Annotated in this window: 11 protein-coding genes and 1 other RNA gene; 9 read left to right on the top strand and 3 right to left on the bottom strand. The window is 64.4% G+C overall.

All coding sequences use genetic code 11. From position 1 onward, the window contains the following. Nucleotides 1–57 precede the first annotated feature (57 nt). From BLS13_RS09125 to msrA, 9 genes are all read left to right on the top strand, one after another. Nucleotides 58–687 (top strand): histidine phosphotransferase family protein, encoded by a 630-nt coding sequence (locus BLS13_RS09125; protein ID WP_093451527.1) that lies wholly within the window; start codon nt 58–60, stop codon nt 685–687. A gap of 85 nt (nt 688–772) precedes the next feature. Further along, on the top strand, nt 773–3,109 hold the full coding sequence (locus BLS13_RS09120; protein WP_093451708.1) for a chemotaxis protein CheA: 2,337 nt from the start codon (nt 773–775) through the stop codon (nt 3,107–3,109). Further along, entirely contained in the window at nt 3,109–3,543 is a 435-nt protein-coding gene (locus BLS13_RS09115; protein ID WP_093451526.1) for a chemotaxis protein CheW, read from the top strand. The genes BLS13_RS09120 and BLS13_RS09115 overlap by 1 nt, the downstream gene beginning before the upstream one ends. A 92-nt stretch (nt 3,544–3,635) precedes the next feature. Further along, a complete protein-coding gene (locus BLS13_RS09110; RefSeq protein ID WP_093451524.1) occupies nt 3,636–4,004 on the top strand; it encodes a response regulator in 369 nt (122 codons plus the stop codon). Between the two features lie 82 nt (nt 4,005–4,086). Then, nucleotides 4,087–5,136 carry a chemotaxis-specific protein-glutamate methyltransferase CheB gene (cheB, locus tag BLS13_RS09105; protein WP_256325781.1) on the top strand — a complete coding sequence of 350 codons (1,050 nt, stop codon included), beginning with the start codon at nt 4,087–4,089 and terminating at the stop codon, nt 5,134–5,136. Further along, nucleotides 5,130–5,972, top strand: a complete 843-nt coding sequence (locus BLS13_RS09100) for a CheR family methyltransferase (protein WP_256325780.1) — start codon at nt 5,130–5,132, stop codon at nt 5,970–5,972. Before cheB ends, BLS13_RS09100 begins: the two co-directional genes overlap by 7 nt. A 50-nt stretch (nt 5,973–6,022) precedes the next feature. Then, nucleotides 6,023–6,700: an N-acetylmuramoyl-L-alanine amidase gene (locus BLS13_RS09095; protein WP_093451521.1), complete on the top strand. Its 678-nt coding sequence runs from the start codon at nt 6,023–6,025 to the stop codon at nt 6,698–6,700. 39 nt (nt 6,701–6,739) lie between these two features. Then, nucleotides 6,740–7,129: RNase P RNA component class A (rnpB, locus tag BLS13_RS09090), an RNA gene on the top strand. 60 nt (nt 7,130–7,189) lie between these two features. Beyond that, the gene (gene msrA, locus BLS13_RS09085) at nt 7,190–7,735 is read left to right on the top strand and encodes a peptide-methionine (S)-S-oxide reductase MsrA (RefSeq protein ID WP_093451519.1); all 546 of its coding nucleotides are present in this window, start codon (nt 7,190–7,192) and stop codon (nt 7,733–7,735) included. Nucleotides 7,736–7,872: 137 nt separating this feature from the next. On the opposite strand, the gene BLS13_RS09080 is transcribed toward msrA, so the two are convergent. From BLS13_RS09080 to BLS13_RS09070, 3 genes are all read right to left on the bottom strand, one after another. Beyond that, entirely contained in the window at nt 7,873–9,912 is a 2,040-nt protein-coding gene (locus BLS13_RS09080; RefSeq protein WP_093451517.1) for an alpha/beta hydrolase family protein, read from the bottom strand. 68 nt (nt 9,913–9,980) lie between these two features. Continuing rightward, nucleotides 9,981–11,861, bottom strand: coding sequence for a M1 family metallopeptidase (locus BLS13_RS09075; protein WP_093451516.1), 1,881 nt, complete (start codon nt 11,859–11,861; stop codon nt 9,981–9,983). A gap of 38 nt (nt 11,862–11,899) precedes the next feature. Then, nucleotides 11,900–13,321 (bottom strand): uracil-xanthine permease family protein, encoded by a 1,422-nt coding sequence (locus BLS13_RS09070; protein ID WP_093451705.1) that lies wholly within the window; start codon nt 13,319–13,321, stop codon nt 11,900–11,902. Nucleotides 13,322–13,414 lie beyond the last annotated feature (93 nt).

Genomic DNA, 13,414 nt, shown 5'->3' with positions numbered 1-13,414 from the left:
GGCGGCCAGCCGTCAAGGAGTTCGGTCGACACGTTGGTTTCGGGGATGCGAGGTTTTATGGCGAGTCGATCGGCCGATTTTGCAAGTCTGCTCTGCTCACGCCTCTGCCATGATATGCTGTCGCCGATCGGTGCGCTGAACAATGGCCTCGAATTGCTTGCCGACGAAACCGATCCCGAAATGCGCGCGAAGTGCATGGAATTGCTCGCGGATAGTGCCAAAGCCTCGGCCAATAAGCTGAAATTCTTTCGCCTCGCTTTCGGCGCGGCGGGTGGCTTCGGTGAGCATGTCGCCACCGACGATGCACGAGCCGTGCTCGAGGGCCTGTATGAAAGCGGCAAGATCCAACTCGGCTGGATGGTCGCCGAGCCGACCTTGCCGAAGAATGCGATTAAGGTTTTGCTGAACCTCGCATTGATCGCAGGCGATGCGCTCGTCCGCGGCGGACGGCTCGATATCGGAGCCGAGGGATCGGAAATCGTAATTCGCGCCGAAGGGCCGCGGCTGATTCTCGATCCGGAGATTCGCAATGCCGCGCTCGGCGAAGCCGACGCCGATCTGATCAGTCCGCGGGCTGCGGCGGCTTGGCTGGTGCACTTGCTGATCGCAGAAGCAGGTGGAAAAGTGCAGATTTCCGAGCCGGAGCCCGGCATGCTCATGATCGGCGTCAACCTGCCACAAGGTTAAATTTCCACCCGACCACTTTCGGTAAACCTGTTGTTTACCAATACCCTGCCATCACGCCCTGCAAGCTGACGCGGGATAGTCGATGATGGATGATCTGCTGGGCGATTTTATCGCGGAAACGCGGGAAACGCTCCAGGCTCTGGCGGGTGAAATCGTGGCGTGGGAAGCCGCCCCCGGCGATCGATTCCGGCTCGATGCGATTTTCCGTTTCGTTCATACCGTGAAGGGAAGTTGCGGATTTCTCGATCTACCGCGGCTTGAGCGGCTGAGCCACGCTGCCGAGGATGTGCTGGCCGATCTGCGCGCGGATCGGCGGCAGCCAGATGCGCAGGTCGTGACGGCGGTGCTCGCGATTATCGATCGCATCGCTGAACTCACCGATGCTATCGAAAGCGGGCGGCCGCTGCCCGATGGCGAGGATCAGACCCTGATCGCCGCGCTATACGCGCAATCCAGCGAAGATGCGCATGTCGAGGCCGCCGCGATCAACGTGCAGGCCAGTGTGCCGCGTTCGGTGGCGCGCAGCATTCGTCTGCCGGTTGACCTGCTCGATCGCATGATGGCGGGTGTCTCGGACATGGTGCTGGCCCGTAACGAGGTCGCGCGCAAATTGCGCGATTCGGGGGCCTCATCGCCGGTCGAACTCGCGTTCGAGCGCTTGTCCTTGTGCATTGGCGAAATGCGCGATTCGATCACGCGGACGCGGATGGCCCGGATCGAACATCTGTTCACGGCGCTGCCGCGCATGGTGCGCGACATCTCGGCCGATCTTGGCAAGCATGTCGTCCTTGAAATCGATGGCGGCGATGTCGAGCTCGATCGCGAAATGATCGAGATGATCCGCGATCCGCTGACCCATATCGTCCGCAACGCGATCGATCATGGCATCGAGATGCCCGAACAGCGCGCGCTGGTCGGCAAGCCGCTCGCCGGACGTCTGCACGTCAGTGCACGGCAGGTGGGCAATCATATTCTCATCGAGGTGATCGATGACGGGCGCGGCATTGATGGCGACCGGCTGGTGGAAAAGGCGCTCGCCGTCGGCCTGCTGACGCCGCACGCCGCCGCGGCGCTGACCCATGACCGCAAGTTGCAACTGATCTTCGAACCGGGCCTGTCGACGGCCGACGCCGTTACCGCGATTTCGGGCCGTGGCGTCGGCATGGATGTCGTTCGCGCCAATGTCGACCGGATCGGTGGCCATGTCGATATCGATAGCCGGCCAGGGCAGGGGCTGCATTTGACGATGCGGGTTCCGCTGACGCTCACCATCATCCCCGCGCTCACAGTCAGCTGCGGTGGTCAGCAATTCGCGATCCCGCGCTCGGCGATCGACGAGATCGTCCGGACCGGGGGCGAGGCCGTCCGTACCGCATCGCTGGGCGGGGCGCCGATCGTCTTCATCCGCGACGTGCGGCTTGCGGTGGTTTCGCTGGCGACCATGATCGGCGCGACGCACCACGATGGCCCGTTGAATCTCGTCGTCCTCAAGCTGGCCGGCGGCAATCGCTATGCACTGGCGGTCGATGCCGTCCACGATCATGAGGAACTGGTGGTCAAGCCGGCGGCGCCGGTCGTGATGGCCTGTGGGATTTATGGGGGCACGACCTTGCCCGACAATAGTCGCCCGATGCTGCTGCTCGATGTCGCCGCGATCGCCGAGCGGGCGGGGATCGGCTGGAAGCAGGCGAATGGCGATGCGGTGGAGATCGTTTCCGGTGATATTGTCGCGGCGGGGGAGCCTGTGCTGCTGTTTGCCGACCTGGATGGCGTGGAACGCGCCGTGCCGCTGGCGCTGGTCGAACGGATCGAGGATTGCGACGGGACAGCGGTGTGCCAGAGTGCCGGGCGACTGCGGCTGTCGCATGAAGGACGCTTGCTGCCACTGATGAGCTGCGGCGTGCCGATCGAGGGTGATCGGGTACGCGTCCTGCGGATGCACGATGGCGAAACCGAATTGGCTTACGCGATCCGCAGCGTTATCGATATCCTTCCGCTCGAGATCCGGCTGCAACCGGCGTCGAGCGAGGGCCTTGTCGCGGGCGTGATGCTCGTCGACGATCATCCCGTCGAATTTCTCGACAGTTTCTGGATCTTCGCTCAGGCGTTGGATTGGCAGCCAGTCGAGCAGGGGCAGCCGGTTTGCCTGTTGGCCGATGATAGCGCCTGGGCGCGGCTTGTGCTGGCGCCGCTGGTGGAAAGCGCCGGTTATGCGGTTGCCTTTACCGGGGGCGGTTCGATCCGGCCCGATGTCACAATCATCTCCGAGGAAAGCCACGCCGCTGCCGTCGATGGCAAGGTATTGCGGCTGCGTCGCGACGTGGACGCTGCCGACGCAGCGCCCGACAGCTTGTGGCGTTATGATCGTGCGGCATTGCTCGCCGAACTGGGCCGGTGCCGCAGCAGAAGGAGCAATGGCTGATGGAAGGCCTGTATCTGCTGATCGAACTGGGCGGCGAACGCGCATTGCTGCCCGCGGAAATCGTCGAGTCGGTCGTCGAGATCGACGATGTTACGCCGGTCCCGTGCGCGGCGCCGCATGTCCTGGGCCTGTTTGCCCTGCGCAGCCGGGTGCTGACCGTGATCGACAGCGCTGTTGCGCTCGATCTCCGAGCGCGTGATCGATCGGGCCTGATGTATGCCGTGATCGTCACCCTTGACGGTCATCTGTACGGGCTGCTTGTGGATGAGGTCGAGGATGTGATCGCGGTTGTCGGCGAACCCGCACCGCCGCGCGCCCTGCTGTCGCCCGGCTGGATACGGATGATCGATGGCGTGCTCGAACATGAGGGCGAGCCGCTGCTCCTGATCAACGTGCCGGCGCTGATCGGCGGGGCGGTGCCCGTTGCGGCATAGCGGCAGCCTTACGCATCAGGGCCATTAACGTGGTTCTAACCGATGGTCGCTAAGCCGGTTGAAATCTGTTCCAGCGTAGTTGCGAGAATCTCATGAAAACCTGCCTTGTGGTCGATGATTCAAAGGTGATCCGCAAGGTTGCGCGACACATATTGGAGGGGCTCAAATTTGCGGTTGAGGAGGCCGGCGACGGCCGCGAAGCGCTCGATCGGTGTAACGCGGGAACTCCGCCCGATGTGATCCTGCTCGACTGGAACATGCCGGTGATGAGTGGGATGGAGTTTCTGCGCGCGCTGGGGCAATCGGCGATCCGCCAACGGCCGAAGGTCGTCTTCTGCACGACCGAAAATGGCGTTGCGCATATTCGGGCCGCGATCGATGCCGGTGCCGATGAATATGTGATGAAGCCGTTCGATCGCGAGACGCTGGAAAGCAAGCTGCAGATCGTCGGCGTCGCCTGATCCGATGCAAATGGAACGGGTGGTGAGCCCGAGGCGATCGACTGTCCGGGTACGTGAGGGGGAAGGACAATCTCCCATCCGCGTGCTCATTGTCGACGATTCGCTTGTCGCACGCACTGTGCTCACGCGGCTCCTGGAGGCGCGGGCGGAGCTGGAATGTGCCGGTGCTGTGGCAACGGTGGATCAGGCGCTGCAGTTTCTGGATGGGCGCCGTGTCGACATCATCGTTCTCGATGTCGAAATGCCGGGTAAAGACGGGCTGACGGCGCTTCCGGAGATATTGGCCGCCAGCCATGGTGCACGCGTCCTGATCGTCTCGTCGGCGGCGGAAGAAGGGGCCAGCGCGACGGTCCGGGCGCTGACGCTGGGCGCGGCGGACACGCTGTTCAAGCCGTCGGCCGGCAATTTCGCCGGCGAGTTCGCGGGCAAGTTCGTCGAATCGCTGCTGCGTATCGGGCATGCCGGCGTGGATATCGATCAGGCCGTTCAGGCTTGGACCGCCTCTCCCCGCAGCAGCGGAGAGAGGGCGGTTGCGCTGCGCCCGGCGGTCAGCGGCGCGATAGCATGCCTCGCTATCGGCGCGTCGACGGGCGGGCTGCATGCGCTGGCGGCGTTTTTGCGCGGGCTCAAGTCGGAATTTACGGCCCCGATCCTGATCACCCAGCATCTGCCCGCCACATTCATGCGATATTTTGCATCGCAATTGGAGGATCTTACTGGTCGACCGGCCGCTGTCGCCGAAAATGGGGAGGTGTTGGTCGCCGGGCGCATGCTGATCGCGCCGGGAAATGCCCACATCAGCCTCGAACGTGATGCATCCTTGGTGCGAATCAAGCTCGATTCAACGCCGGCCGCCAGTCGATGCCTGCCGTCAGTCGATCCGATGTTCGAAGCGGTTGCCCGCATTTTTGGCTCGGCGGGCGTGGGCGTGGTTCTGACGGGTATGGGACGCGACGGCACTTTGGGGGCGGAGACTCTCGTTGCCGCCGGCGGCGAAATCGTGGCGCAGGATGCGATGACCTCAGTCGTGTGGGGCATGCCGGGATCGGTTGCGCGCGCCGGTTTCGCTTCGGCGGTGCTGCCGCCCGAAAGGCTCGCGGCCAAAATCTGCGCGCGGGTGGGCCTATGCTGATTCCTCCCAGCGCGCCGGAGGTTCGCTTCATGGCGGGGCTGTTTGAGGAGGCGACCGGCCAACGCCTCGGTGAAGATCGGGTGTGGCGTATCGAAATGACGCTTACGCCCTTGTGCCGATCCCGCAACATCGATTCGCTGACATCGCTCGCGAGCCTGCTCGACCAGAGTGGGGAGGATGTCCTCCGGGGCGAAGTAATCGACGCATTGCTTAACAACGAGACCTCCTTCTTCCGCGATCCATCGGCATTTCATCACCTGACTGCGATGGTGCTGCCGCAACTGCGCGAGCGGCGCGGGCAGGCGCGGAAACTGCGGATCTGGTCGGCCGCCTGTTCGACGGGGCAAGAGGCTTATTCGCTGGCCATGCTGTTCGCCGAAGATCGCGCAAGCTGGCAGGGCTGGACGATCGATATCCTCGGAACGGATATCTCCCGTACGGCCATCAACCGCGCGCGAAGCGGGCTATACTCGCAGTTCGAGGTGCAGCGCGGCCTGCCGATCCGGCGGCTCGTCGACTGGTTCGATCCAGTGCTTGATCAAGGGTGGCGGGTTCGTCCCGATCTTGCCAGCCTGGTGACGTTTGGCCGTCAAAATCTTCTCGGGCCGCCGCCCGCCGGTGCGCAGTTCGACCTGATCCTGTGCCGCAATGCCTTGCTCTATTTCTCCGCTGATCGGCGCAACGAAGTCCTCGACCGGTTGGCAGCCGCGATCGCCCCGGACGGCGCGCTCGTGCTGGGAGCCGGGGAGACGCCAAGCAATGGCGATCGCTTCCGGGCCGATCCCGACCTGTTGACAGTCTATCGCCCGGGCGCCGCCGCAAGCCGGTCCAACTGATCGCCAAATCCCGTTTGCACCATCGATCGAACGCGCGGTAGGGTGATGGGATGAGCGAGATCATCGACTGTCCATCGCCCAATCATGACGAACGGACGCTCCCCATTTCGATGGTCGTGCTGCACTATACCGGCATGCAGGATGCATCCTCGGCGATCGAAAGGCTCACCGATCCGGCGGCCAAGGTGTCGAGCCATTATGTCGTCGCAGAAGACGGCCAGGTGCTCCGGCTCGTGCCCGAGCCATTGCGCGCCTGGCATGCCGGCAAATCCTTCTGGCGCGGGATAACCGACGTCAATTCGGCGAGCGTCGGTATCGAGATCGTCAATCCGGGCCACGAATTTGGCTATCGCCCGTTTCCGCGCGCGCAGATGGATTCGGTGGTGCCGCTGGTGGCGGATATCGTCCGGCGTTACAGTATTGCGCCGATCAACGTCGTCGGCCATTCGGACATCGCGCCACAGCGCAAAGACGATCCCGGCGAACTGTTCGATTGGGAGATGCTGGCGAAGGTCGGGCTGGCGCTTGCGCGGCCGCGCAAGGGTCTGGCCGATCCGCACTGGACGCCGGGCGGCTTCCTGCTCGCGCTCGAACGCTTCGGTTATGACGTGAGTGACGGCCAGGCCGCGGTCCGCGCGTTCCAGCGGCGGTTCCGGCCAGGTACGATCGACGGAATCGCCGATGGCGAGTGCCGTGCGATCCTGCTGCGACTGTTGCTCGATATTTGATTTTGCCTCGGGCGAAAAATCCTCTACCGCGCCCGTCGGCCAGAGGGTCGGGCGATCGCTGCGCATCGTTTATGCGGTGCGGGGAGGAAAGTCCGGGCTCCAAGGAGTGAAGGTGCCGGGTAACGCCCGGCGGGGGGCGTAAGCCCTTCAGGGATAGTGCCACAGAAAACATACCGCCCGGCGGGCCGGCTTGCCGGTTCCGGGTAAGGTCGAAACGGTGCGGCAAGAGCGCACCGCGGGCCCGGCAACGGGAACGGCATGGCAAACCCCACCTGGAGCAAGATCGAATAGGGACGGCGCATGGGCTACTCCGCCCAGTCGTCCGGGTTGATTGCTGGAGGCCGTGCGCAAGCCCGGTCCTAGAGGAATGATCGCCCATCCGGTGGCAACACCGGTGGACAGAACCCGGCTTACAGACCCTCTGGCCATTCCGATTGCATATGCCTCTTTCCGCCCTATTTATCCCTCGACAGTTTCGAAAGGACGATGATGGCGGAAGAGATCGCAACCCTGGCCGGCGGATGCTTCTGGTGCGTCGAGGCCGTGTTCGACGATGTGATCGGGGTCGGCTCGGTCGAGAGCGGCTATATTGGTGGCAAGGTGGTGAACCCGACCTACAAGCAGGTCTGCGGCGGCGATACCGGCCATGCCGAGGCGATCCGCATCGCCTTCGATCCCGAGGTCATCGGCTATGGCGACCTGCTCGATATCTTCTTCCACGTTCACGATCCGAGCCAGCTCAACCGGCAGGGCAATGACGTCGGCACCCAATATCGATCGGCGATCTTCCCGCATTCGCCCGAGCAGGAGGCGGAGGCCCGCGCCGCGATCGTGCGCGCGCAACCCGATTGGCCGGGGCCGATCGTGACGACGATCGAGCCCGATGCGCCCTGGTATCCGGCCGAGGACTATCACCAGGAATATTTCGCGCGCGAGGGGATGGGGAACGGCTATTGCGTCGCGGTGGTCGCGCCGAAGCTGGCGAAGTTTCGCAAGAGCTATGCGAACCGGCTGAAGGCGAATGCGGGGGCGTGAAAATTCCTCCCCGAGCTTAATCGGGGAGGTGGCGGCGCGAAGCGCTGACGGAGGGGTATTCCCGACGGTTCCGCAGACCCCACCACCACCCGCTATGCGGGCGGGCCCCCTCTCCGAGACGAGCTCGGGGAGGAGTTTTATTGCTTCTGCGCACGATACCGGTCGAACCATGCGATGATCGCGGAGGTTTTCGCCGCCGATTGTGACGGCCGGCCGGCCAGCCAGTGGTGCGAGGCCTCGGGTACTTTCACCAACGCTGTCGGGACGCCACGCAACTGGAGCGCGGCATAATATTGTTCCGCCTCGCTGTCGGGTGTCCGATAGTCCTCGCTGCCGACGACCACCAAAGTTGGCGTCTTCACATTGCCGACCAGTGACAAGGGCGAGCGTGCCCAATAGCCCTGCGGATCTTCCCACGGGAATTTGGCGAACCAATATTTCGACGTGAACGGGGTCATGTCCATCGTCAGCGCCTCGCTGGTCCAGTTGATCACCGGTTTCTGGGTGGCGGCGGCGCGGAAGCGGTCGGTTTTGCCGACGATCCAGGCGGTAAGCAGCCCGCCGCCCGATCCACCGGTCACGAACAGATTGGCCGGATCGACATGGCCGTCGGCGATCGCGGCATCGACCGCGGCCATCAGGTCGTCATAATCCTGGCCCGGATAGGCGTGGTGGATGAGGTTGGCGAACGCGTCGCCATAGGATGTCGATCCGCGCGGATTGGCATAGAGCACGATATAGCCCGCCGCGGCATAAAGCTGGTCGTCGGTCGAAAAGGACGGGCCATAGGCCGCGAACGGGCCGCCATGGATTTCGAGGATCAGCGGATATTTCTTCGCCGGGTCCATATCCGGCGGCGTGATCATCCACGCGTCGATCGCGCGTTTGTCCGGTGCGGAGACCGGCAGCTTGTAGACATTGCCGAGCGCCTTCGCCGACAGAAGATCCTCGTTGAGGCGGGTAAGCCGTCGCGCGGCGCCAGCGGTCGTCAGCGAGATATCGGCCGGCCGGAGTGCGGTGCCGCTGGTGAAGGCCACGGCGCCTGTGTCCGATACCGAGAAGTCGCCACCGGTATAGGGCCGATCGAGTTCGGACTGGACGAGCCCTTCGGCGACGGTGGCGATCCTGCCATCGAGCGTGACGCGTGCGACGCGGGTGGCGCCATGATCGTCATATTGGACGTAGATCGATTTTCCGTCATGGCTCCAGACAGGGCTCTGCAGCGATCGATCGAACGATGCGGTGATCGGGCGGGGATTGCGGCCGTCAATGTCCATCACCGACAGGACGGCATTCTGATAGCCCATATATTTGTCGTCATAGCCGACGAAGGCGATGCGCTTGCCGTCGGGCGAAACGGCCGGTGCTTCGTCGGGACCCATCCGCGTCGTCAACTGCGTGAGCGCACCGCCGCCCGCGTCGACCGCGTAGATATCGTCATTGGCGGGATTGCGTTCCCAATCTGCGGCGCGGCTGGCGCTGAAGATCAGCGCGCGGCCGTCGTGGCTCCAGCTCAAAGGGCCGCTGTCGTTATACGAGCCGAAGGTGAGCTGGCGCGGTGCACCGCCATCGGCCGGCACGACGAAGACGTGATCGAAACCGGGCTTCAAATAGCCTTCGGAATCGGCGCGATAGGTCACCGCTGTGATCACTTCGAGCGGGGGCGCCCATTTCGCGCCTTCGGGCTTGGCCGGGGCGGTGCCGAGTTTGGCGCCTTCGTCGGGCACGGTCATCACATAGCCGATCCGGGTGCCGTCGGGCGACCAGCTTATCGCCGACGGCGTGTTCGGCAGGCCGGTGATGCGCGCTGTCGTATCGCTGCCGATCCAGCGCACGAACAGCTGCGCCGAGCCCTCGGCGCTCGAGATATAGGCGATGCGCGTACCGTCGGGCGACCAGCGCGGGCTGCTGTGCGATCCGGTGCCGGCAACCAGCGGCACCTGCCTGCCGGTCTTGACGTCGATCAGCCAGATCGTCGATCGCATACGATCGATCATCACGTCGCCCGATCGACGGACATAAGCGATCATCTGCCCGTTGGGACTGATCTGCGGATCGGCCGCCGCCTCGAGCGAGAACAGGTCGCTGCCTTCGAGAAGCCGCGACGGGCCGGCGGGAGCGGCAGGCACCGCCGCGGCGGAAAGCAGAAGCAAGGCAGCGAGGCCGGATCGGAACATGAGCGCACCTATAGGAAATCGATGCCGTTACTCTGTCCTTTTTCCGGCCCGTGGCAATCCCCGCCCAGTCAGTCCAGCAGCTTGTCGAGGCTACCCACAACCACGGGATGGTAGGTCGGCCGCGCTTTGGCGTAGAGCCGTTTGGCGATCGGCATGCCCCAGTCGCCCTGCGCCTTCAGCCCCTTGTAGAGCGGGCTGATCAGGATGCCGCGGCCCACGCTCGTCACGAACTGTTCAAGCGAGGGCAGGGCAGGTTCGTAGCGGTTGGCGATCGCCAGTTCGAGCCAGGCCGATCGGACATAGGCGTTGGTCGACGCCGACAGGCCGTAGGCACGATCGAGATCCGCCAGCCGCTCCGTCTGCTGACTGCGCGGCAGACCCCGCAGGAAGCGCTGCCATTCCTGGGTGGTCCAGCCCTTCGCTTCGAGCGTCCTGGCCGCCGCGCCCGCGGCGAACGCTGTGACCTGCGCGTCGATCCGTTCGAGTTCGGGTGAGCGAATATGGACGGCATTGTCGGGCAGGCCCGGCTGATAGGCCCAGCGATCGAGCTGCAATTTCGCCTCGAGCGCGGCGTCACCTTTGACGAGATTGGCGCGCAGGTCGGCGAGGAAGCCGGCGGTGGTTTGCGGCTGGAAGGCATGGCGATCGAAATAGGAGGTGAGATAGGCATCCCAGCGCGCGCGGCCGACCGTCTTTTCGATCGTCCGCAGGAAGGTCGATCCCTTGAAATAATCGAGCTGGCCAAACGTACCCTCGGGATCACCGTGCAGCCGCGTCGACGGCGCGGCCGGTCCGCCGGCATCCTTTAAGTCTTTCTGCAGCCCATCCCACACCAGATCGGCCTCGGTCGCGGCGCGCGCCGGGCTGTAGAGGCGTTCCATAATCCGGTTTTCGAAGTAAGTGGTGAAGCCCTCGTTGAGCCAGGCATCGGACCATGTCGCGTTGGTGACGAGATTCCCCGACCAGCTATGCGCGAGTTCGTGCGCGATCAGGCTGACATTGGCGCGATCGCCGGTCAGGAAGGTGGGTGTCGCGAAGGTGAGGGTGGGATTCTCCATGCCCCCGTAGGGGAAGGACGGCGGCAGCACGAGGACGTCGTAGCGACCCCAGCGATAGGGGCCATAGAGGCTCTCGGCGGTCGTCACCATCTTCTCGGTGTCGACCAGTTCGGCGGCGGCACGGTCGATCGTCGCGGGCTCGGCATAGACGCCGGTGCGTGGGCCCAGCGGTCGGAAAGCGATATCGCCGATCGCGATCGCGATCAGATAGGGCGGCACCGCATGGGGCATCGCGAAGCGATAGGCGTGGGTGCCGTCGGGCAGATCTTCGCCCTTCGGGGTCAGCCGCTCGCCGCTCATCACCGCGGTGAGATTGCCCGGAACGACGATCCGCGCCGTCCAGCTCTGGCGGATGCCAGGGCTGTCCTGGGTAGGTATCCAGCTGCGATTGTTGATCGATTCGCCCTGGCTCAGCAGGAAGGGCAGCTTCTTGCCGGCGGTGAGTTCGGGCGGCAGCCATTGCAGCGCGCTCGCCTCCGGGCTCGACGCATAATGGATGACGATCCGTTTCGCGCCGCCCAGATCGATGGTGAGTGGCGCGCCGATATAGTCCTTATAGGCGCCGATGCTCCAGTTCAGCGGCCTGCCGGCGGCATCGGTGATCTTCGCGATCGTCAGATGGTTGGTGTCGAGGATGATCTGTTTGGCGCCGGGGGCGGCGAGGATGTCGAGCGCGGCCGTGCCCTGCATCGTCCTGGTCGCGAAATCGGCGACAAGATCGAGATCGACATGGGTGACGCGGGCGATCTGCGGTTCGGCAAAGGATAGCAGATCCTTCGCCTCCGGCGTCGTCAGGATCGGGGCAGGACCGGCGGGCGGTGCGACGGCGGCGATCATCGGCGCGGCTCCTGCGAGCAGGACTGCGCAGGCGGTACGAAGCATGACATGCATAGGGACTTCTTCGGTAAAATGGATGGTTGCCGAAGGTGCTAGACCAGATCGTGGGCGGGGGGGAAGTGGGATGTGGCGCCGATCGCCTCGGCCGCAGCATGCCGGAGTGGCACCACCAGATTAAGCACCACGGCGATGATGGCGGCCGGCAGCACTCCCGACGTCAGCATGACGCGCAGCGTTTCCGGCAGGTGCGAAACGGCGGCGGGTTCGAGTTCCAGCCCGACGCTGACCGACAGGGCCGCGCCGAAGATCAGCATGTTGCGCTGCGTCCAGTCCACGCCGGAGAGGATCGAGACCGCGGCCGAAGCGACCATGCCGAACATCACGATGACGCCGCCACCGAGTACCTCGATGGGGATCGTCGTGATCAGGGCGCCGATCTTGGGCGCCAGGCCGCATAATATCAGGAACACTGCGCCGATCGTGACGATATGACGGCTCATGATCCCGGTAATCGCGATCAGCCCGACATTCTGGCTGAACGAAGTGTTGGGCATCGCGCCGAACATGGCCGCGAGTGCGGTGCCCAGGCCGTCGGCGCAGGTTGCGCCGATCAGCTCGCGGTCGGTCGCCCGGCGCCCGGCGCTGCCCTCGCAAATGGCCGAGACGCCGCCGATCGATTCGATATCGGAGATGAAGCCCATCAGGCAGAAGCCCAGGATGGCCGCGGCCGATATCGCGAAACCGAAATGGAACGGCGACGGCATCATGATCCATCCCGCCGTTGCGACCGGGGCGAGCGAAACCCTGCCCATAGCGGCGGCAACCACATAGCCTGCGAGCAGACCGAGCAGGACCGCGGCGGTCGACCAGATGCCGCGCGCGAAGAAGCTGAGGCCCAGCGTGGTGACCACCACGATGCCCGCCAGCAGCCAGCTCTCGCCCGCGCCATAAGCCGGCGTCCCCTGCGCTGGCACGCCGCCGGCGGCATATTGGATCCCGACGCGCATCAGCGACAGGCCGATCATCAGCACCACCAGCCCGGTGACCATCGGCGGAAGGGCGAAGCGTATGCGCCCGACGAAGAAACTCAGCCCGGTGTGGAGCAACCCGCCGATCATCGCGGCGGTCATCAGTTCGGCCATCGCGGCGACCCCGCGCCCCGCGACGATCGGCACCATCACCGGCAAATAGGCAAAGCTCGTCCCCTGCACGATCGGCAGGCGGGCCCCCGCCGGGCCGAGCCCGATCGTCTGCAGCAGGGTTGCGATGCCGGCGAAGATCATCGACATCTGGATCATGTAGATCAATTCGGCCGGATTCTCCGATCCGAAACCGAGACCGGCGGCTCCCGCGACGATGATCGGCGGGGTGAGATTGCTCACGAACATCGCCAGCACATGCTGGATCCCGAGCGGGATCGCGACCGCGAAGCCGGGGAAATAGTCGGGATCGCGCGCCTGTTCCGGCGTCATGATGTCGGCGTGGCGAGCCGAAGGCGCGGCGGCGGTGGTCATCGGCCGCTCCACGATCGAAGGGTGCGGCGAGAGCATCCTGATCCTCCCCCGCCAGGGGGAGGTGTCAGCCGCAGGCTGACGGAGGGGGTGGAG

Origin of the sequence: Sphingomonas sp. YR710 (genome assembly GCF_900101455.1) — a bacterium.
Taxonomy (GTDB): domain Bacteria; phylum Pseudomonadota; class Alphaproteobacteria; order Sphingomonadales; family Sphingomonadaceae; genus Rhizorhabdus.
This window is presented reverse-complemented; position numbering and strand designations above follow the sequence as displayed.